The organism is Bradyrhizobium sp. LLZ17, from assembly GCF_041200145.1.
Classification (GTDB): domain Bacteria; phylum Pseudomonadota; class Alphaproteobacteria; order Rhizobiales; family Xanthobacteraceae; genus Bradyrhizobium.
Map to the genome: position 1 here is coordinate 6,006,953 of NZ_CP165734.1, position 20,404 is coordinate 6,027,356.

The 20,404-nt window shown below is 61.1% G+C and carries 20 protein-coding genes, 1 tRNA gene and 1 pseudogene; 8 read left to right on the top strand and 14 right to left on the bottom strand.

What is annotated here, in order from left to right:
- Window positions 1–21 precede the first annotated feature (21 nt).
- On the top strand, window positions 22–1,611 hold the full coding sequence (gene serA / locus AB8Z38_RS28845; protein ID WP_369721064.1) for a phosphoglycerate dehydrogenase: 1,590 nt from the start codon (window positions 22–24) through the stop codon (window positions 1,609–1,611).
- A gap of 155 nt (window positions 1,612–1,766) precedes the next feature.
- Window positions 1,767–2,939, top strand: a complete 1,173-nt coding sequence (locus AB8Z38_RS28850; RefSeq protein WP_369721065.1) for an acetyl-CoA C-acyltransferase — start codon at window positions 1,767–1,769, stop codon at window positions 2,937–2,939.
- 292 nt (window positions 2,940–3,231) lie between these two features.
- On the opposite strand, the pseudogene AB8Z38_RS28855 reads toward AB8Z38_RS28850, so the two are convergent.
- Window positions 3,232–6,586 (bottom strand): annotated as a pseudogene (locus AB8Z38_RS28855) (PAS domain-containing protein).
- Window positions 6,587–7,255: 669 nt separating this feature from the next.
- On the opposite strand from AB8Z38_RS28855, the gene AB8Z38_RS28860 reads away from it, so the two are divergent.
- The 4 genes from AB8Z38_RS28860 to AB8Z38_RS28875 all read left to right on the top strand — a co-directional run bounded on the left by AB8Z38_RS28860 (window position 7,256) and on the right by AB8Z38_RS28875 (window position 9,831).
- Window positions 7,256–7,690, top strand: a complete 435-nt coding sequence (locus tag AB8Z38_RS28860; RefSeq protein ID WP_369721066.1) for a phasin — start codon at window positions 7,256–7,258, stop codon at window positions 7,688–7,690.
- 313 nt (window positions 7,691–8,003) lie between these two features.
- Window positions 8,004–8,080 (top strand) — tRNA-His (locus AB8Z38_RS28865).
- Window positions 8,081–8,299: 219 nt separating this feature from the next.
- Complete coding sequence (locus AB8Z38_RS28870) at window positions 8,300–9,334, top strand: hypothetical protein (RefSeq protein ID WP_369721067.1); 1,035 nt, start codon at window positions 8,300–8,302, stop codon at window positions 9,332–9,334.
- On the top strand, window positions 9,331–9,831 hold the full coding sequence (locus AB8Z38_RS28875; RefSeq protein WP_369721068.1) for a hypothetical protein: 501 nt from the start codon (window positions 9,331–9,333) through the stop codon (window positions 9,829–9,831). Before AB8Z38_RS28870 ends, AB8Z38_RS28875 begins: the two co-directional genes overlap by 4 nt.
- 49 nt (window positions 9,832–9,880) lie before the next feature.
- On the opposite strand, the gene AB8Z38_RS28880 is transcribed toward AB8Z38_RS28875, so the two are convergent.
- The 3 genes from AB8Z38_RS28880 to AB8Z38_RS28890 all read right to left on the bottom strand — a co-directional run bounded on the left by AB8Z38_RS28880 (window position 9,881) and on the right by AB8Z38_RS28890 (window position 11,567).
- Entirely contained in the window at window positions 9,881–10,405 is a 525-nt protein-coding gene (locus AB8Z38_RS28880; protein WP_369721069.1) for a hypothetical protein, read from the bottom strand.
- 10 nt (window positions 10,406–10,415) lie between these two features.
- Window positions 10,416–11,123 (bottom strand): hypothetical protein, encoded by a 708-nt coding sequence (locus AB8Z38_RS28885; protein WP_369721070.1) that lies wholly within the window; start codon window positions 11,121–11,123, stop codon window positions 10,416–10,418.
- Between the two features lie 72 nt (window positions 11,124–11,195).
- Entirely contained in the window at window positions 11,196–11,567 is a 372-nt protein-coding gene (locus AB8Z38_RS28890; protein WP_369721071.1) for a hypothetical protein, read from the bottom strand.
- A 144-nt stretch (window positions 11,568–11,711) separates the two neighbouring features.
- On the opposite strand from AB8Z38_RS28890, the gene AB8Z38_RS28895 reads away from it, so the two are divergent.
- The gene (locus AB8Z38_RS28895; protein ID WP_369721072.1) at window positions 11,712–12,227 is read left to right on the top strand and encodes a hypothetical protein; all 516 of its coding nucleotides are present in this window, start codon (window positions 11,712–11,714) and stop codon (window positions 12,225–12,227) included.
- Window positions 12,228–12,294: 67 nt separating this feature from the next.
- Here AB8Z38_RS28895 and AB8Z38_RS28900 read toward each other — a convergent pair whose 3' ends face one another.
- Complete coding sequence (locus tag AB8Z38_RS28900) at window positions 12,295–12,816, bottom strand: hypothetical protein (protein ID WP_369721073.1); 522 nt, start codon at window positions 12,814–12,816, stop codon at window positions 12,295–12,297.
- A 266-nt stretch (window positions 12,817–13,082) separates the two neighbouring features.
- Between AB8Z38_RS28900 and AB8Z38_RS28905 the strand changes: the two genes are divergently transcribed.
- Window positions 13,083–13,394, top strand: a complete 312-nt coding sequence (locus tag AB8Z38_RS28905; protein WP_369721074.1) for a hypothetical protein — start codon at window positions 13,083–13,085, stop codon at window positions 13,392–13,394.
- Here the strand turns inward: AB8Z38_RS28905 and AB8Z38_RS28910 are convergent.
- The 9 genes from AB8Z38_RS28910 to AB8Z38_RS28950 all read right to left on the bottom strand — a co-directional run bounded on the left by AB8Z38_RS28910 (window position 13,359) and on the right by AB8Z38_RS28950 (window position 20,292).
- Complete coding sequence (locus tag AB8Z38_RS28910) at window positions 13,359–13,967, bottom strand: hypothetical protein (RefSeq protein WP_369721075.1); 609 nt, start codon at window positions 13,965–13,967, stop codon at window positions 13,359–13,361. The two genes, AB8Z38_RS28905 and AB8Z38_RS28910, sit on opposite strands and share 36 nt — an antisense overlap.
- 354 nt (window positions 13,968–14,321) lie before the next feature.
- Window positions 14,322–15,872: a hypothetical protein gene (locus tag AB8Z38_RS28915; protein ID WP_369721076.1), complete on the bottom strand. Its 1,551-nt coding sequence runs from the start codon at window positions 15,870–15,872 to the stop codon at window positions 14,322–14,324.
- Entirely contained in the window at window positions 15,869–16,324 is a 456-nt protein-coding gene (locus AB8Z38_RS28920) for a hypothetical protein (protein WP_369721077.1), read from the bottom strand. The genes AB8Z38_RS28915 and AB8Z38_RS28920 overlap by 4 nt, the downstream gene beginning before the upstream one ends.
- Window positions 16,325–16,571: 247 nt before the next feature.
- The gene (locus AB8Z38_RS28925) at window positions 16,572–16,937 is read right to left on the bottom strand and encodes a hypothetical protein (RefSeq protein ID WP_369721078.1); all 366 of its coding nucleotides are present in this window, start codon (window positions 16,935–16,937) and stop codon (window positions 16,572–16,574) included.
- A 35-nt stretch (window positions 16,938–16,972) separates the two neighbouring features.
- Window positions 16,973–17,110: a hypothetical protein gene (locus tag AB8Z38_RS28930; protein ID WP_369721079.1), complete on the bottom strand. Its 138-nt coding sequence runs from the start codon at window positions 17,108–17,110 to the stop codon at window positions 16,973–16,975.
- Window positions 17,111–17,202: 92 nt separating this feature from the next.
- Window positions 17,203–17,496 (bottom strand): hypothetical protein, encoded by a 294-nt coding sequence (locus tag AB8Z38_RS28935; RefSeq protein WP_369721080.1) that lies wholly within the window; start codon window positions 17,494–17,496, stop codon window positions 17,203–17,205.
- Window positions 17,483–18,070, bottom strand: a complete 588-nt coding sequence (locus AB8Z38_RS28940; protein ID WP_369721081.1) for a hypothetical protein — start codon at window positions 18,068–18,070, stop codon at window positions 17,483–17,485. The genes AB8Z38_RS28935 and AB8Z38_RS28940 overlap by 14 nt, the downstream gene beginning before the upstream one ends.
- A gap of 308 nt (window positions 18,071–18,378) precedes the next feature.
- On the bottom strand, window positions 18,379–18,567 hold the full coding sequence (locus AB8Z38_RS28945) for a helix-turn-helix transcriptional regulator (RefSeq protein ID WP_369721082.1): 189 nt from the start codon (window positions 18,565–18,567) through the stop codon (window positions 18,379–18,381).
- A 369-nt stretch (window positions 18,568–18,936) separates the two neighbouring features.
- Window positions 18,937–20,292 (bottom strand): tyrosine-type recombinase/integrase, encoded by a 1,356-nt coding sequence (locus AB8Z38_RS28950; protein ID WP_369721083.1) that lies wholly within the window; start codon window positions 20,290–20,292, stop codon window positions 18,937–18,939.
- Between the last annotated feature and the right edge of the window lie 112 nt (window positions 20,293–20,404).

Sequence of the window (20,404 nt, forward strand, 5' to 3'; positions counted from 1 at the left end):
GGGTGTGAAGGACACATCCCCATGACCAAGCCCAAAGTTCTCATTTCCGACGCGCTCTCGCCCGCCGCCGTGCAGATCTTCAAGGATCGCGGCGTCGAGGTCGACTTCCAGCCCAACCTCGGCAAGGACAAGGACAAGCTCGCCGAGATCATCGGCAATTACGACGGCCTTGCGATCCGCTCCGCGACCAAGGCGACCGCCAAGATCCTGGAGAAGGCGACCAACCTCAAGGTGATCGGCCGCGCCGGCATCGGTGTCGACAATGTCGAGATCCCCGCCGCCACGGCAAAGGGCATCATCGTGATGAATACGCCGTTCGGCAATTCGATCACGACCGCCGAGCACGCCATCACGCTGATGCTGGCGCTGGCCCGCGAGATCCCGCAGGCCGACGCCTCGACTCAGGCCGGCAAGTGGGAGAAGAACCGCTTCATGGGCGTCGAGATCACCGGCAAGGTGCTCGGCGTCGTCGGTTGCGGCAATATCGGCTCGATCGTCGCCGACCGCGCGCTCGGCCTGCGCATGAAGGTGATCGCGTTCGACCCGTTCCTGTCGCCGGAGCGCGCCAGGGACATCGGCGTGGAGAAGGTCGATCTCGACGATCTCTTGAAACGCGCCGACTTCATCACGCTGCACACCCCGCTGACGGACAAGACCAAGAACATCATCGACGCGGCTGCGATCGCCAAAATGAAGAAGGGCGTGCGCCTGATCAACTGCGCCCGCGGCGGCCTGGTCGACGAGCAGGCGGTGGTCGATGCGCTCAATTCCAAGCACATTGCCGGTGCCGCCTTCGACGTCTTCGTCGAGGAGCCCGCCACCGCCAACGTGCTGTTCGGCCATCCCAACGTGATCTGCACGCCGCATCTCGGCGCCTCCACCACCGAGGCCCAGGAGAACGTCGCGCTGCAGGTCGCCGAGCAGATGTCGGACTATCTGCTCACCGGCGCGATCTCGAACGCCGTCAACTTCCCCTCGATCACGGCGGAAGAAGCACCGAAGCTGAAGCCGTTCATCGCGCTCGCCGAGAAGCTCGGCTCGTTTGCCGGCCAGCTCACCGAAAGCGGGATCCTCAAGGTCGAGATCACCTATGAAGGCCACGTCGCCGAGATGAAGATCAAGGCGATCACCTCGGCGGTATTGTCCGGCCTGCTGCGGCCGATGCTCGGCGAGGTCAACGTGGTGTCCGCACCCGTCGTCGCCAAGGAGCGCGGCATGGTGGTCGACGAGATCGTGCGCGCCGCGCAGAGCGACTATGAAAGCCTGATCACGGTCACCGTCACCACCGAGCGCCAGGCGCGCTCGGTCTCCGGCACCGTCTATGCCGACGGCAAGCCGCGCCTCGTCGACATCAAGGGCATCCGCGTCGACGCCGAGTTCGGCAAGTCGATGATCTACGTCACCAACGAGGACAAGCCGGGTTTCATCGGCAGGTTCGCGAGCCTGTTGGGCGACGCCAAGATCAACATCGCGACCTTCCACCTCGGCCGCGTCGCGCAGGGCAGCGATGCCATCGCGCTGGTCGAGGTCGACGGCGCGGTGCCGGCCGACCTGCTCGCCAAGGTGCAGGCCCTGCCGCAGGTCAAGCAGGTCAAGGCACTGACGTTCTAGGGCACATTGATATTCCGACCCGCGGAACAACGCCGCCTCCATCACCGGAGGCGGCGTTTTTATTTCTCCCGCAGCCTTCCAACTTTGTGTACCAATGGCGCCGAGAACACCTTGTCGTAAGGCTCCGTACCAATCGTTCGAAAAGGGAGAAAACAATGCGTGAAGCCGTCATCGTTTCCTATGCGCGCACCGGGCTGGCGAAGTCCGGCCGCGGCGGGTTCAACATCACGCCGCCGATGTCGCTGGCTGCGCACGCCATCCACCACGCGGTCGATCGCGCCGGTGTCGAGAAGGACTATGTCGAGGACTGCTATCTCGGCAATTGCGCCCATGGCGCGCCCAACATCGGCCGCCAGGCGGCGCTGCTCGCCGGCCTACCCAAGAGCACCGGCGGCGTTTCGGTCAATCGTTTCTGCTCGTCGGGCCTGCAGACCATCGCGATGGCCGCGAACTCGATCCGCTCGGACGGCTCCGACTGCATCGTCGCGGGCGGTGTCGAGAGCATCTCGATCCCCGGCGGCGGATCGCCGAAGGAATGGGTCGATCCGGAGCTGCTGAAGACCGCGCCGGCGATCTTCATGGCGATGATCGACACCGCCGACATCGTCGCCGAGCGCTACAATGTCAGCCGCGAATACCAGGACGAATATTCGCTGGAGTCGCAGCGCCGCATGGCCGCGGCCCAGCAGGCGAACAAGTTCAAGGACGAGATCGTCCCGATGAAGACCAAGATGAAGGTGGTCGACAAGGCAACCAAGGCCGAGTCGATCGTCGACTACGTCGTCGACCGCGACGAGTGCAATCGTCCCGAGACCACGCTGGAAGGCCTCGCCAAGCTCGAGCCGGTGAAGGGCCCGGGCAAGTCCGTCACCGCCGGCAATGCCAGCCAGCTCTCCGACGGCGCAGCCGCGGTGGTGCTGATGGAAGCCAAGGATGCCGAGAAGCGCGGCCTCAATCCGCTGGGCCGCTTCGTCGCCTGGGCCGCGGCGGGCTGTGAGCCGGACGAGATGGGCATCGGCCCGATCTTCGCCGTGCCGAAGCTGTTGAAGCGTCACGGCCTCAAGATCGACGACATCGATCTCTGGGAGCTCAACGAGGCCTTCGCCAGCCAGTGCCTCTATTCGCGCGACAAGCTCGGCATCGACCCCGAGAAGTACAACGTCAACGGCGGCTCGATCGCGATCGGCCACCCCTTCGGCATGACCGGCGCGCGTCTCACCGGCCACATCCTCCAGGAAGGCAAGCGCCGCAAGGCCAAGTGGGGCGTAGTGACGATGTGCATCGGCGGCGGCCAGGGCGGCGCCGGCCTGTTCGAGATCTATAGCTGATCCAGGCTATGCGAATGCGAAAGGGCACGGCGTGAGCCGTGCCCTTTTTGTTTGGACCGAAGCGAATCATGAATGAGTCCAGAAAACTCGCCGCGGGCTCGCTGCACCTCTCCCGCTTGCGGGAGAGGTCGGCGCTCCGGGCGATCCGGAGCATCGTCCGGCGCGGCGGGTGAGGGTTCTTTCCTCTGGGGGATTGTCCCGTTGCGGAGATACCCTCTCCCCAACCCTCTCCCGCAGGCGGGAGAGGGAGCGCACCGTCCTCGCGGCGATCAGCCGGCTGCTCTGATCGCGCTTACGCCCGCGCCAGCGCGGGCGCGAACACCACTTCGATCAGCGTGCCGGTATTCGCCGTGCTCTTGATGTTGAACCGGGCGCGGTTGGCCTCGACCAGTGCCTTGGTCAGCGACAGGCTGAGCGCCGAACTGTCCGACGCATCGCCGGGCGGCGGCGTGCGGAACGGCTCCATCGCGGCGGCGACCTCGTTGTCGCTGAGGCCATGACCGGTGTCGCGGATGCGCAAGCACACCTCGCCGCGGTCGTTCAGCGCAGTCGAGACGATCACCTGGCCGCCGGCGCTGGCAAGCCGGATCGAATTTGACACCAGGTTCATGGTGACCTGCCGCAGCGCGCGCGTCGGCCGTCACCTGCGGCAGCGCGTGGCCGAGCGAGGTGCGGATGATGATGCGCTCGCGGTTGGCCTGCGGCTGCATCACCACGACGCAGGCTTCGACGAGATCGTTGAGGTTGAGATCGGCGAAGTTGAGATCGAGCTTGCCGGTTTCGATCCGCGACAGCTCCAGCAAATCGTCGATGATGGTGATGACGCGCTCGCCGGAGGCGCGGATGTCCTTCATGTACTCGCCATAGCGCTCGTTGCCGAGCGTGCCGAAGCGCTCCGAGATCATCACCTCGGCAAAGCCGATGATGGCGTTGAGCGGCGTGCGGATCTCGTGGCTGATCCGCGCCAGCATGTCGGCCTTGGCATTGGCGGCGCCGTCGGCGAGACGGCGCGCCCGCGTCAGCTCGGTCTCGCCCTGCTTGCTCTGCGACAGGTCGCGGAACACGGCGAAGAAGTTCGGGCCGTCGGGGCGGGTTCGGCCCATGATCATCGCGAGCGGAATCACGCCGCCCTTCTTCTCGCGGCCCAGCACCTCGCGGCCATGGTCGAGCAGGCTCGCGATGTCCTGGCTCTTGAGGCTTTCGAGATAATCGATCACGACATGCTGGCTCTCGGGCGCGAACAGCGTCACCAGATTTTGCTGCATCAGCGCTTCGCCGTCATAGCCGAACAGCGCCTCTGCGCTGCGGTTGCAGGCGTGGATGTTGCCTTCGGCATCGAACATGACGATGCCCTCGGCCGTGGTGTCGAGGATCGCGGCGAGATCTTCGGCATCCGCCTCGCCGGCTTCGGGCTCAGGCTCGGGCTCGGGAGCGAAGACGAGGGTCTCGGCGTCGACAGGCGGCGCGGCAACGGGCGCAGCGGTGGCAGGTTCGGCGATGACAGCCGCGGCCTGCGGCAGCGCGCAGATCAGCGCATGCGCGGAGGCGCCGTCCCAGTCGATGGTATGCAGATGCGCTTCGGTCGTCGCAAGCGGCTGCTCGCCGTTGGCAACGGTCGCGCTGATCGTCACCGGCGTGCCGGCCTGCGACGTGCTGCTGGCGGTGGACACGCCGGGCTCGACATAGAGCGCATCGAGCCCGCCGGCATCTTCCAGCGCACCGAGGCTACTGTAGCCCATGCGCGCGAGGAAGGCGGCGTTGGCGTAGAGCAGGCGGTCGAGGCGATAGATCAGGATGCCGGTCGGCAGCAGGTCGAGCAGCGTGCGGTCGCGTAAGCTGTCGCCGCGCGCCGGCGGCGCGGGTTCGCTCAGCCATTCGGGCGCGGCATGCGGCGGCTCGGGTTCAGGCGGGTCGGGCGTGATCTCCGCTGTCGGCGGTTCATCCGCTGCAGCCGCGATCGTTTCCTTCTCGCGTTCGAGCCGCTCGGACAATTGCCGGGCGAGCTCGTTGAACGCGCTGTTCTCGACCGGCGTCAGCGTCGGTGCTCGCGCGTCGCCGGGCTGTCGGAACGGCAGGACATTGGGAGGCGTTTCCACGGGCGTTTCCAGATCGGTTGGGTGTGAATTCGCGTCAGTAACGGGTTCGGGCAATTCAGATTCGGGCTCAGTTGCAGGCGGAGGCGGCGCTTCCGCTTCAGGCGCGGGCTCGTGCACGTCGATCGAGACACCGTGCTGCGCTGGCGGTTCTGCGAACTGCTCGTAGCGCCGCAATGCATCGAGCCGGTTGAGCCCGTCGAGATCGCGGCAGACGCCAAAGCCCTTGAAGCCCGCGAAATTGCGCTCGCGGTCGTAGACGGGCAGGCCCGCAAGCTCGACCGGCACATGCTCGCCGCCATCGGCCGGCCAGTTCACGGTGATGCCGGCCCAGGTGTCGTGGCTGGCCAGCGCCTGCGCGACGCGGCCGTCCGGATCGAGCGAAAACGCGTCGGCGATCTCGCGCCAGGGCCGGCCGAAGCCGGCCGCGGTGCGCGGGCCGATCAGGCGGATGAACTCGTCCGAGCCGAGCACGAAGCGGCCCTCCGCATCCATCTGCCACAGGAAGCGCAGCGGATGCTGGTGCGGTACGGGCGGCTCTGTTGGGGCCGGAGACGGCTCGACCATGGCGGCCGTGGTCGGCTCGGCTTGCGGCGGCACAATGGCCTCAGGCGGGTTTTCAACCGGAGTTTGGGGTGCGGCTTCGATCGCCTCGTGAACCGGTGCTTCGTCCGGCGCGGTCTCGTCTGCGGTCGGCTCAGGCGTGTGGGTGATCGTCTCGGCGGGGGCCGGCGTCTCGACCGGTTCGGCGAACGCGTCGAACAGCGTAATCCCGCCGGGAGCTTCGTTCGACGGCGGCATCTCGCCCGCGGTCGCCACCGCCTGCTGCGCGGGTTGAGCCGGCGCCTCAGTCGCGGCCTCCGGCGCGCTCTCGCTCACGCTCGCAGCAGGCTCCGCCTGCACAATGTTGGGCTCGATCAGCGCAACGAGGCCGACATCGCTGCCGCTGCCGACCCGTTGCAGCACCATGTTGCCGATGCCGATCGGCATTTCGACGCGGCCCTGGGCCAGCGCATCGCTGCGCGCCTGCTCGAGGCCGGCCTCGTCGAGATCACGAAACCCGAGCAGGGCACGGGCCGCTTGGCTTGCGCCGATGAACAGCCCGTCGGGCGCGAACGCAGCCATCGGCACCGCGGCGCCTTCGACCAGGCGAAGCAGCCGCTCGACCAGCGGCATCGTGCGCAGCGCCGGGTCCATCGCGCTGACCAGCACGGCATGGTGGCCGTCGGCAAATTCGAGCCGGGCACAGGCGCAGGTCATCAGGCTGCCGGGCCGCGCGCCGAAGCCGCGGAGCCGTTCGAGCCGGGTGGCGCCATTGGCGGGCAACTGCCGCGCCAGCCGGACGATCTGGCGGCGATGGTTGTCGGCCGGGCCGAAGCTCCGCTCCGCAAGTGCTACGGCATTTGCCGCGCCGAACAGCTTGGCGCCGACCGGATTGGCCCAGAGCACGCGCGTGCCGTCGGTCGACCAGAGCCAGGCGGGCAGCGGGGAGGTCGCGTGCACGGCCAGTCGGGAATCGCCGACGCCTCGCAACTGGAAATCCGAACTACTCATCCAACCGGCTTCAGGTCTCGCTCTCAGGCATCACGGGGCAGGCATCACTGGCTGGCTGCCGGGAATGACAGCCTTAAGAAAGGGTTAGTATCGCGCGCGGGCGCCGGCAGGTCCACGGCGGAAGCCTACGGGGAGAAGCCTAAAGCCGCGATAACCTTAATCCCGCCGCCCCCGCAAGCGGGAGCGAGGCTGCATCCGCAGGATCTGCGCAATGGTCCTGCTGACGCGGCATCACAGGTGCCCATCCTCCCCTGGAGGGGAGGATCGGTTCGCGCGGAGCGAAGCGACGTGCGAACCGAGGTGGGGTGACAGTCTTTCCCCCGAAGCGGTGCCCGAGTGGAGAGATCACCCCACCCCGCTCGCGCTTCGCGCGATCGACCCTCCCCTCAAGGGGAGGGTAAGAGCAACGCCCGCACCCAAATCCCTCAACCACCGGTTCCCCACCCGGGGAACCTCATCCTAACCTAGATTAAATTATCGCAACGCGGCCATAATCGCGCTGCGTTGCACAATGTTGACATATTAGGCAGTGATGGTGGCGAGCGCTGGGCGAGCCATCTCATTTGTTGCGTTTCCAGTCTTTGCACCTGCTGAATTGAGGGCCCATGATCGGGGCCGGCGGGCGCGCCAGAGGGCTCACTCTCGTTTTCCAAATCGTGAGGGACAATCATGACAGGTGCGACTGATCCATTCTCTGCCTCCGTCATTCCGTTCGAGGTTCCGGAGCAGGTGCGTGCGTTCGCCGAAAAGGGCGTTTCGCAGGCGCGCGAAAGCTATGCCAAGTTCAAGGACGCCGCCGAAACCCACAACGGCGCCGTCGAGGCCGTGTTCACCACCGCCAGCAAGGGCGCGAGCGAATACACCGCCAAGCTGATGGAGTTCATGAAGGCCAACACCACGGCCCATCTCGACTTCACCCAGGAGCTGTTCAGCGTGAAGTCGCCGTCGGATGCGTTCGCGCTCTGGACCGGCCATTCCAAGAAGCAGCTCGAGACCTTCCAGGCCCAGGCCAAGGAGCTCGCCGAGATCGCCCAGCGCGCCGCCACCGCCGCCGCCGAGCCGATCAAGGCCTCCGCCGCCAAGTTCTACCCGCCCGCCGCCTGAGCGGATCGGGCCTGAATTGACCAAGAAACCCGGGCCCAGCGCCCGGGTTTTTTCTTCACCTCTCCCGCCTGCGGGAGAGGCCGGGAGAGGGCTCTTTCCTCAACGGGAGTATCGCCGCCAAGCGGGCGAGGGGAGCGCAACACCAGCATGGTCACCATCAAGCCCGATTTCATCGCGCTGAGGGTGATTTACCCCGGGTTTTCGTCCGTTTGCGGCCTTGCCAAAAACACCCGTTGCACCTAGTTTCCGCCCCGTCCAGCCCCCCTCGGCATCGGCCCTCTTAAGGGCGCCCAGAGGTGCGGCTCGCAAGGATGCAGTTGTAGCTCAGTTGGTTAGAGCGCCTGTCTGTGGAACAGGAGGTCGGTGGTTCGAGCCCACCCAACTGTACCAACAATTTCAATATCTTAACTAGAAATCGTTGAACCTGCTGAACCTGCTTAGCGGAGGCTATAGCGGAGGCAAATCAGGTTACCGGTCGCGCGAGTACGGGGAGTGTCGCCTCTGGCCTCGATGCTCGTAGAAATATCTATTCGGTCCACCTTGTATCAAAGCGGGAAGCTACCATATGCAGTAGATGGGGGGTGCTAGCTTGGACGTTAGGGGCATCATATGGGGTCTCCGCTTTATCCGCCTTTCGGTTCAGGGCTTCAGCCGGCCGTCGGCTCAGGGTTCGGCAGCCTGCTAGGCTCCGGCAACTTTTCGAACAACCTCCTAAGCTCGCTGGTCTCGCCGCCTTCTCAGGCGCCTGCGCTGAGCTTGAAATGGATTTACGTCCGTGCCCGCTTCATCGCTTTCATGGACAATCTGGCGATCACAAAAGCTCAGTTGGAGGACGGCAATACCAAGCAGGGCGGAGTTCGAGCGTGCCTCAATCGCCACTACTATGGGGTCTCTTCCGAGACTGCGAATAGCTTCTTGATGGGCTCGTGGGGCAAGCTGACAAGAGTGCGGCCGTCTCGCGATGTCGATATCCTCTTCATTCTGCCCGATAGTGTCTATTGGCAATACCAAGCGCGCACGGGCAACCGGCAATCCGCGCTTTTGCAGGAAATCAAAAATGTCCTGCTCGGCACCTACTCACAGACCAGCATGAGGGGCGACGGTCAGGTCGTCGTCATTCCCTTCAATCAGACGCCGATTGAAGTCGCGCCTGGCTTCCGCTGCACGAATGGCAATATTTTGGTCTGTGACACGAACGATGGCGGTCGCTACATCACCTCGACAGCGGAAGCCGAGGAGCAGTCGCTCAGCGTCTCCGACACTTACTGCGTCGGCAACACTCGCGCTTTGGCGCGCATGATGAAGCAATGGCAACGTGAGCAGAACGTCTCGCTGAAGTCGTTCCTGCTTGAGCGGCTGGCAGTGGAGTTCTTAACGACATGGCCCAATAATCAGCGCGATCATTTCTGGTACGACTGGATGATCCGCGATTTTTTCGCCTATCTCATCGGGCGCGCAAATAATTACATTTTCATGCCGGGCACGAGTGAAGCCATTGCTCTGGGCAATGATTGGCTGTTTCAGGCTCAGCGCGCATACAAGCATGCCGTCACAGCATGCGAGCACGAAGAGGCGAACTATGGGATCCTGGCCGGTCAAGAATGGCAGGCCATCTTCGGCAGCGCGATCCCGCTGTCATCGTGACCGAGAAGCTCATCGAAGCGCTGATGGATGAATGCGAGCGGCAGTTTGAAAATTGCCGCGACACTGCTGTCAGCAATATTGTCTGGTTGAAGGTCCTGCGCTGGACCAACATCGCTTTCACAGTCGCGCCGATAATTTTCGGCGCATTGGCGACATGGAAGCTGCTCGCGGATAGCACGGTCTGGGCTGCGATCTTCACCTTGCTAGCGACGGTCCTCCCGCCGGTCTTCAAGGCGATCAATCTCGACGGGACAATCAAAGATTACGAGAAGCACGCTGGGGAGTTCATGAACCTGCGCGACCGCTTCCGGCAGGCAAAGCTGATCGGATCGCAGAAGTCTGTCGCCGAGTTCGAGACAGAGGTGCAGGCTTTGATGACGCGAATGGAGAAGGCTCGCGCTCGCGTGCTGGCTCCGCCGAATTGGTCATTCAAGAAAGCTCGGAAGGAAATCGAAAGCGGGACTTACACGCACGACCACGACTTGCGGCAGCCATGAATGTCGTACGTAAGGGGCGTTGGGCCCGAGTTGGGGTCATGCCGTCGCGTCATGTTCGATTTTGATACTTGATGAAAAATTTCGATAGCTTCTGCCTGCGCTGTAGCCGCTCTTCATCCAGAGGCAGATCGAGAAAATCGTGGAATTCACCCAGGCTCTGAAATTGGTCGGCATTCCTGAGCAGGAAGAAGATAGTCTGTCCCGCAAGCATCTCAGCTTGCACGAGGATGGCGTCGGCCTCCTTACTGATACTATGGTCGGAATGAACCGTCTGATTTCTGCGCAAGCGAATATGTGCAGCGATCAGTCGAGCGTCATCATGATCTCGAAATATCCGAACGAGACGATCAATTAGTAGATCGTATCTGTCGGTGCCCATCAACTTCTCTAATACCTGCCATACCCCGAGCAATGCAGCATCCGCTTCATGCAAGTCGAGCGCGCGGCAATAGCGGAGAAGGGCGTCGGAAATGAAGTCTCTCATTGAGTTTCTTTGCAAGGTGCTCCACCAGCGCTGAATGCTCTTGCGATAGTCAGGCGGATCCTTGAACTCGACCGATCGAGCTGTGTGCACCCATCTGGGCTCATACCAGAACGTTTCGGTAGCGAGCGAGCCATCTGGATGATGAACCGAATGGAAAGGACCTCGCCGAAATTTGTTCACCGCATGAGGGGGCGGTCATTCTGGCGAAAGGATTGACTGACTGCCCCGAATTCACAAGAAGATTGAGCATGCCGCGAAATCGATCGACGTGATCATTCCCTCTCTCGAAGGCCTCGAAAGGGTCGTGAGCAAATAGATGCACGAGAATTGGACATTGCGTATCGTCTTCGGTCGAGACATTGATTGCTGAGCGATGAAATTTTTGGGCCTCTTGAGCTTTTCTCGCCGCGCGTAAGAATTTGCCGCGCTGGCTAGGTTGCCAATATATGCGCGCGCCATCCTCAGTAACCCAATCAATCAGCTTGGGACCGGCATAGGTGATTGTTGTATACAGGACAAATTTTGATTTGGGCCGCTGCGCTAGTTTCTCAAGTTCCTGATCGCAGCGAGCAAGAAATGCGTCGGGGTCAGTCAAGCTTAGAGATGGGTCGGATACAGCGGCAGCGATGCATCTCGCCTTAATTGACTCAGCAATTCCGGTTACTCGTATGGCTGAGCTAAGGACCGGGAGCCAGAACGAATATCCTCCCGAGTCGAAAGAGCGGCCGTCCTTGTGTCGAATGCTCTTAACTCGACTAAGCACTCGATTGCGATCAAAGCCCCGCTCCCAATCGAATTCTTTTGGCATCTGCGTCCCAACTCCAGCCCGCATCACTCTATTCTGAGTTGCGAGGCAGGTCAGCCGGATATTGGCTAGGCGCTACGCTATCCAATTCGGCCAGCATCCATCCTCTTCATGGCGGCCGGTGCGAATGGTGCAGGTCTGGTCTAGCAGGCGCTGGCCGACGTTCTTCCAGATCGCATCAGGTCCGAAGTAGCGCATGGCCTCGGCCTTCTGCATCTCGACAATGCGAGAGCAGCGCGAGCATTCGACGCGAAGCATAATGCTCTGAATGTCGCCAAGCCGGCATTGATGGTTCGGCTGCTTGGGCTTGCCGGCCGCGCGCGGGTCGTCCAGCAGCGATTGCCACATGGCATCGGGGATGGGGTCGGAGGGGGCCGGATTGGGCGCCGACGCCTGCGGCTGCTGAGCGATGCCAGCCAGCTTGTCGATCTGCTTCCTTGAGTACATTCGCCAGCTCGCCATCCGCTCTTTGCCCATAGGCAAACTAGAACATAACAAGAACACGGAGTCGAGGCGCTTGACTTACTTCATCTTGTACGTTTTATTCATTTAGTACGGGAATAAGATGTACAAATTTGTCAGGAGGCTTCCATGCTCGTGATCGTGTCCAGCCCTGCCCAAGCGCTCGCAAATATCCGGAAGTTCGAAGTTGAAGTCGCAAAGAGCCCCGATCTTCAAAGCAGGCTTCCATATGCGCGCGCTTGGTACGCCGACAAAGACGCGGAGGGGCAATGGCATTTCGGACCATCGAAGTTCATCGGCTATCAGGACGTCGATGCGGAGAAATATCTAAAAGAGGCGGATGCGGCTGATGGTCGTCGCACCGAGGCGCAGTTGCAGCAATGGTTCTCCGTCGCGGGACCGGCCAATGCATTGCATTCAGACCTTCACGCGCGCCTGGTCGCCTTTCTTGCCAAATATCAAAAGGCCCCGAGCACGTTGGCTCGCATCAATCTGAGCCTCGGCATCAGGCGTCGCGCCGCTCCGCAGGTTTTAGACGATGCAGATGATGATGATTTGGTCCGCCTTCTTGCCGCAGTCGCAGGTAAATTGCCTGAAAGCCAATTGCTCGATTTGCGCGAGAGGCTAGAGAAGCTTTCACGTTAGTGCTCCGGCAAGGTTGCTGCTTCGCGCGCCGTCGATGCGAAGCAGCAGCGCTCACCTATCATGATAATTAGCCTCTAATCGTGATCTCAATGGCTTCGGGTCTGACGCCGAAGGTCAGCGCCAATCCTGCCTTCGCTTCCGCCATCGTCAGGCCCCGGCTGGTACCGCCCGAGGGAGCCGGACCTTCCGGCGCAGCAGGCAGGCGGGCTGACCCGCTGGGCCCCTGCGGCATCGGCTGCCAATCGAGTTGAGTAGGGTCGATGCCAAGGTCGGCAAGCGAGCTATAGCTGACCGGATTGCGTCCGCCCTTCCAAGCGTCGGGGATGCTGATCTTTGCGTATTCGCTGAACTGCACGAGGAAGCGGCCGTTGTCGCCTGAAGGGGCGACGCCGCTGACCTTTCCAATCATGAATGCAGTGTGGTGCGGTTCGGCGCCCTCGACCCAATCGGCATGAGCATTCCGAGTGCAGACCGCATAATCGCATTGGCGCGCGTGATTTCGGTCCAATCGCCATGACGACGTTCCGCCTTCGGCAAGGATCTGTTCAATGCTCTTAGCCGTAAAGACCACAACCACTTCCTCAGTCATGAAACTCTCCAATGAAATGCTTTTCGACGGAATGATAACAACACATCTGGAGTACTTCTGCAATAGTTATGGAGTGTTTTTGTAGTACAGGACCGATCTGGACCTAACGAGCCGCCGCCGACGCCGGACTGACAAGCGGCGGCTCGCTTTGCCTGCCGCGCCACCAGAAGGGACTCGGCCGCAGGCTGTGCGCTGTTCTTACCGTCACCTGCGCGCTGGACGGCCGGCCGTGAAAGTGAAGAAAGCGGCCGGGATAGATCCCTTCCGTGGATCGTGGCTTCGCTTTCGGAAGGGAATTCGATTTAAGCGACCTTGACGCGCTCGACTTTGCTGGCCTTCGGTCGGGCCAACTCTATGGCCAGCAGAGCCCTCGGATCACAGTCAAGGCGGCGATGGATAATTGTCCCTTGCTCCTCGCCATGTTCGATCAGCGCCTCCTCTTCGCGCTCCAAGGCCAGCAGTTCGGCCTCAATCTCGCCAGCTTGGCAGCGCGCGCCTTGGACGACATCGCAAGCGTCGGCTTCGGCAGCATGTCGATTTCCTCATGCAACTTTTTTCTCGAGTGCGATCGGGTCTAACCAAGCGAGCGCAGCGCCGATGTCTTGCACCGTCGTCCAGCCGCCATCGACCACTGCATTGAACTGCACCTGGAGAGTCTGATCATGATCGAAGACGAGCTTTGGCCTGCCGCGCTTGCGTTGACTCTGGACGTATGCGGATGCCATCTCCTTGAGGTCGGCAGTCGGGACACCTGATCTCAAGACCCGCACGCGCTCCGCCGCCAAAGCTTTGATTTGATCTCGCACCATTGAAACCGATTGAGCGGTCGTTCGGGTTGATTTTACTCCGGCCGGCATGGCCCGCCTCAGCTTGGCCATCTCGTAGGTGCCGGATGCAGTTGATACCCAATGCTTGAGGCTGGCCGTAAGATTGGCGAGATGCCGATGCCGTTCTTGCAGATCGTGCAACCGGTCGTGAAGCCGGTTCAGCTCTTGGCCCAAGGGTGCTAATTCTGTGGCGGGCGCGGTGCTGCGTGCTCTGGAGAGTTCGGAAGCGCGGCGATTGAGCGAAGCGGCGGCGTCTCTCGCCTCTTCTTCTTGCGCCACGAACCTTTCCAGCTTGGCGCGCGCTAAGGTTGGCAATTGCAGCATCTCAGCTCCTCCAGGCCAGTTCCAGCGCCGCGCATCTAGCGGTGTAGCGATCTCCAGCGTCAGACGGGGTCGCCACGGCCGCTGCCGGCGTCGTCTGGGGCGGTCTGGCGCCCGCCAGGGGCTCAGCAGGCGCCAGAGCGCGCCACCGATCTGACAAACTCCGCTTCCGATCTTGATACGCGGCCTCCCGCACATGGCGCTCTGAGTCGGCGAGCGGCACCGATCCCGGCTGGTGAAACTGCAATGTAGGGGCCGAGTCCATGATCATGTGCGGCACCCGGAGCGTCATTCCGTCCTTGAGTGTGCCGCCCTCTAACGAAACCCGGTTGCCGTGCTTATCGAATACTTCGCTCTTCATCTGAGTCCTCCTGAGAAGAGATACCGGGTGATCCGCCCGGCTCGGAAAGTTGCATTTTCGCTAAGCTCGTCCCCGCCCACCCAAGCGAGCGAGCTATCGTAAGAATATTTGCGCACACCGACGCTCGTCAGCGCGCCGGCCACGGCATTCGCGATGTCATCATGGGCTCCGGGGCTGTGATCGATGCTGTCTTTTCCGGAGCGCGCCACACGGCGCTCTAAGCCGACGAGTTGCTGCAAGAGCTTCGGATGGTCGAGGAGGTCCGCCTTCCGGGAATTCACAAGCGGCAAGAAATCACGGTAGAGATCGGACTTCGGCTTGGCGGCGCTCTCATACGTGATGCCGTGCGCGCGGAAGGGCTCCTTGACCCATTCGCCCGCGTAGCGATCCCCGAGTACCTTCGTGATGCCGTAAGACTTCAGCAGGGTGGCAAATTCGCTGACGACTTGCTCCGGAGAGAAGGGCGGCTTGCGTTCCCGCAGAGCGTCGAGCGTCGCGATGCCATTCTGCTTGGAGGCAATCGCAAGTGTCATCGAGTCGGCGGAGCCGCCGGAAGGATCACAGAAGGCAGAATAGCCGACGCCGCCGATCCGGCCGCGCTCATAGGCTCCCTTGGAGATGCACGCCTCGACGGCTTCCCGAGTGATGAACGCTTCGATATCGGCGCGGAACTGAGCGAGGTATTCGGCGCACGCGGATGACGCGTCACGCTCCATCTCGGCGTCAATGAAGCTTTGCGGGACGCTCGGGTTCATCCGCCGGGTCGCGGCCTGCCAGACAAGCACCGGGTCGTGCTCGCGGCCGAAATGCGCGCGATGCGCTTCATAGAGCACGCCGCGCCGCGCGTAAGGCGAGCTGGCACAAAGCAGCATGCTATTGGGAATCGTACTCATCCCCGGTCGCAGCGCGTTCAGCACCTCATAATCCGGTTCGGTGCTATCCTCAGCGCGCCAGAATGCGACCTCGTCCAACAGCGCGGCGACAAGGGTATACCCGCGCACCGAGCGGAAAGAGCAGGTGGCGACCTCGATTGAGACTGAGTTGGCGAGATCGAAGCCCTCCGCGGTCTCCCGTGTGATGAGCTGCGCCAGCATGGGCACGCCCTTGAGCAGAGCGGCAATGTAGCGGAGGATAACGCGGCTCTGCTTCCGGTCGGCAGCGATGACGAGGATCGTGCCGCGCTCGCCGGGGGCCAGGTAAGGGCGATAGTCAAAGAAGGCGGCGAGGAAGACCGCGACGAGAGCCAGCACGAAGCTTTTGCCGGCGCGCCGGCCGCAGACAAGCCACGCCTCCCTCGCGATCTCACTCGGCGCGTCCTTGCGGGACGTGCATTCGTGATAGATGCCGAGCTGGTCTGCATCCATGGGCAGGGCGAATAGGGCGCTGAGGAACGCAAGCCATGGCTGCCAGCTCTGCCAGTCATCCTCGAACCATGACGCAAAGAGCTGCCGGTCATGGATGCAGTCGATAATCGAGCCTTCACTCTTTGATCGGAGACGAGGTAGGGGCTTCCGGTGTTGCTCGGAAGCCCGATACCTCTGGATCATGCAGCCCTCACCCGATGGCTGCCATTGATGCGAGGCGGATCGTCATCGATGATGCGACTGCGCAGATAGTCGCGAGGACTTGCCGGCGTCACGTCGCGAGGTCTGCGCTTGATGCCGAGTTCTTTGAGCAGCCGCCGCAGTGAATTCGACAGCGTCTGGTACAGCATCAGGTCCTCATTGGCGGCCTTGCCCTCCGCGAGAGCGAACTTCATCTCCAATTGCTCAAGGGCGGTCATGTGCGTGGACGCGGTGCGCACCATCGCCATCTCGCTCGTGCTGAGACGATCGGCGCCGCCAAGATCAGCCGAAAGCAAGTCGATCAGGTCGCGAAATCTCCGATAGTATAGAGTGCGCTGGTCCACTTCTTTCGGAAATAGACTTTTGCCGTTCGTGACCCGTGATCGTGCTTTAGTCTTCCGCTGAGTGATGTGCTTGCTTGCAGCCATCTGCATTCCGGGTGCTTCTGAATTTTGCGGAAGCTGGGTCTATATCTCCGCTAAATGCAACCCCGTCACCAAAGGCCGCCTTTCTAAGGAGGTCTGCTGGGCTCGACCTTCTGGTCGCAAATCAGAAGATGCGCCGCACTCGCTCATCCAAGCAAAAATATTCGGCCGGGATGTTTGTCTCTGCTCGGTCAGAAACCGAACTCAAATACCTTAAATGGGCGCCGCCTAAATCTCGCAAAGCTTGGTGCAGCCTTCATTCCTCTGGAGCAGCAGATGATCTTTTGGCGCTCTTCAGCTTCTCCTTATGCTTTTTCACGATCTCAGGCCATTCATGCTCGGCCTGCTTCGCCCTCTCAGATTTGGCCTCGGCTGCGATCTGTTCATTACTTTCCGGCGTCACCGGAACGATGATCTCGAGGCTGGCGTCGAACCACAAGCCATGTTCATCTTCTCCAAATTCAATTTTGTGATACTCAGCCAGTTTCTTCGCGAACTCCTTTGCAATTTTTTCGATCGTCTCGTCCCAGAGCGCGTCGTAGTTTGCTTCTTTGTACAGTCGTTCAGTCAGGCGTCCCTTGGCCCTTAATTTTTGGATGCGATTATCCGGAATTTCTACCATATGGTCCTCCCATAATAGCGGTCGAATGCCGCTAATCACGCCAGCTCGGTACGATAATGCTGCCGTGTCTCTTGCACAAGCGAAGCAAAGCTATCATTGGCTGCGAAGCGCTTCCGATTGCGTCCCGCTTCTGGGTAAATCTGACTAAAGTCGAGTTTGTCATCGTCGCTCATAGTTATGTCCTTGGGGTTGGCCGTCTGCATGAAATCGCTGCGTCCAGCTCCTCGCTTACTTCAGTGATGCAGGGCGATGCATTTCGAGAGAATTATTTAGCGATATCAATGTGAGCAGCCTTTTGATCCGGCCAGGTGAGTGAAGAAGGGATCAATAATGCTTTGCGGAGCCGCTTCAGCCTCTTCGCCGCCATAGGACATTGATCCTTGAAGCTCTGCGCCTTGCCGTCGAGTAAGCGATGCATCAGCGCTTTGATGCGTCTGGCACGGGTGGCGCGATGGCGGTCTATGAGATCGCTGCTGCTGTGCTGATGCCGTGTCCGAAGATGCTCTAGGGTGCGGCGAACAATCTTGGAGATATAGTGCTCAAGATCATAGCCATCCATGTCGACAAATTTGATGTGCTTGCTGAATATCTGATGCGGGTTCAGCGCGAGCAGACTGCTCGGCATCACCTTTTTCTTTCTCGGCCTGTCGCTCGCGCTTCACAGCTTGCGATCTCTGGAAGCGCAGCTCGAAGCGACATCTCTCTTGGCCCGATCCTGGGCAGATTTTGGAGAGCGAGGGATAGATCACATAATCGCGGCTCGATTTGCGGCCATCGTGCCGCGCCATTTGAAGGACGCTGTAGAAGCCGAGCCCGATGTCGAACGAGTGACCAGGAGGGCGCCACTTGAGAATGGAGTTGCGGCTGAGCCAGCCGACAAGATCGACGATAAGGAGCGTGGCGTCAGCTGGAATGAGTTCGAGGGCGATATCAAATCGCGAGATGCATCCCTTGAATTCAAGTATCCATCTATCGAGGGCGTGCAGGGTCGCAATTCGAGGCTGATGCACATAAAGGAGATAGCCGTGTTCCTTCCCGGCGACATCAATGCATCGCTTCCAGAAGGCCGGCTGCTGATTGATCTCCGAGATCGCCGAGCGCATCCCCGGCGGCTGGAGCCAGAAGTGCAGCACCAGCGTATCGAGATGAGCATCGCCAGACGCTATGGGGAGTGCGTCGAGGGCGATATGAGCATTTAAGGGGGATTGGCCGCCGCGATTGCTTTGAGGGGCTTAGACGGCCTTCTCTGAAGGCCAGCGCCGGAAGTCGGCTGACGATCTGCGGCAGGGGTGGCGTTTCGGGAGGGCTTAGATTTAATTTCTGTCAATGGCATCGCTTCCATAGAGCGGTGTTCGGGCGCCAGCGCTTTGCACAGCGGCCGGCGCGGATGAGCAGGGCGCATCCTTTGGTGGTCAGGGTGCGCCCTTTGCTTGTGGGGGACTCAGGGCTCGATTAGCGCCATGACATCGGCGCGCCGATAGAAGGCTTTGCAGGTCTTGCCCGGTTTCAATTTCACGGGCGGCAGCTTGCCCGCCTTCTCGAGGCGGATCACAGTTGGATATGAAATGCCGCCAAGCATGCGCATGACCTGCTTGCGCGAAAAAAGCAGTCGATCCTCGGGGGATAGCATCCGCGCGCTGGCGGACAGTTTTCGTGGACGTGGTCACGGACTCGATCCTTCATCCGACGCAGCTCCGCTGCGGAGGGGGTTTAGAGAAGGATCAGCCGGGCAGTGTTTCCGCGCGAGCGCACATCCGGATGCTGATCGACGCTCGCCGCACCCACTGCCGCCTTATGCCTTTCGGCCGCGTATGAGTGGACCCGGAGACCGGGCAGTGCTGAGAGCGCCACCGTTCGATGGTGCGATCAATCTAGCGAGCTTTTGCAAAAAGATCAAAAATAAGCCATGGCTCGATTTGCGCTTTAGAAGCTCCGTCATTCGCAAAAATTTCAGCGCTGCATACCTAGCGCAATTCCGGAGATGCGCTAACGGAGCCGCTTATTGAGCGGAAGCGGCATCTGGACCGCGCGTCTTGCGCGGCGCGAGCGAGATGACATTCGCGGGCGCCGGCTCGACAAGCCGCTGGATATATCCCGCAACACGCGCAAGAGCCTCTGCCTTCTGCTCGAAATAGAGCGAGAGATTGTAAACGCCCTCGACGCCTTCAATCGCATGACCAAGAACTTGCTCGGCAACGCGATCGTCGATCCTAAGATCAGTCATCAAGGTGCGGGCTGTACGTCGAAGGTCATGCAGAGTCCACCGAGGCATCGTCCCCGGCAAGAGCCCCCGAATTTCTTCCGCACCCTGGCTGAAGGAATTGAGCGGCTTGTCGCCATAGCGGCCAGCGAAGACATAAGAGCACTCCGCGATCTTGGGGATGCCCTCGAGGACGGCCATGGCGAGAGGCGGCAGACGAAGCTTGCCGGCGTTTCCCTTCTCTCGGTCCTCACTTGAGATCGTCCATACATCCTCCGCAAGATCGGGCCAGCGCATCGTGACGACCTTGTCGCGGCGCTGAGCGGTGAGCAGGAGGAGCTTGACGAGGTTTCCATAGGGGCCGAGCTGGCCGGCTGCGTTCCAGACGAGCTTGATCTCTTCTGGGCTGAGGATGCGCTTGCGGCGGCTCTTCGGGGCGGCCTTCTGCTTCCGGGCCTTGATGGGGCAGACATAGTCGTCGTCATCGCCCTCTGCCTCGAACCAGCGCATGACTCCCCGGACGATCCCAAAGACGGTATCGGCCATTCGGGCACCGTGGTTCTCGGCAATGTCGGAGCGGAGGCTGATTACCTCCGATCGCTTGATGCCTCGGAAGGGCTTCTCTCCGACTTCGGGGTACACGTACTTCTTGAGGCAACGCTCCAGCTCCGACTTGGAGCGGAAGCCGGCCGCGTGACGCTCAAGATAGCCTTCGGCCACAACCTTAAATGTAGCAGCCGCCAGACTGTGACATTTTGGACTCAGGAAGGCGGAGGGCTTGGCGAAGAATTTGCGTGCTGCATCACGAGCGCCGGCGAGCGTCAGGTCTCGTGGCCATTCCTCTCCGCTCTCAGGCTCCGGGAACACGTCGGCGCCGTCCGGATGGTAGCGGCCGAGCTTGAAGGTCTTGGTCCGGTGATTGACGTAATAAACCGCGACGAAGGTTTTTGCACCGCCATAGCTCACGCGGAGCATCAGTCCCGGCAACACGGCATCGAGGTATTCGACCTGCTTGCCGGCTGTCGGCTTCAGGCGATTGCAGGCCTCTTCCGTGAGGCGCTTTCTCGGCATCTCCATCCCTCGCTTTAGCGGAGGCTCAGCGGAGGCAAACCGGGTGATTAGCCGCGATGAGCCATGAGCAAAGATGGATAGCATGCCGAGGCTAAGTCATTGAACCGTAAACTATAATTAATGTCATGATGAGTAAGGATGAGTAGCCCTGATCAAAGATCGGATGTGGCTGTGGAACAGGAGGTCGGTGGTTCGA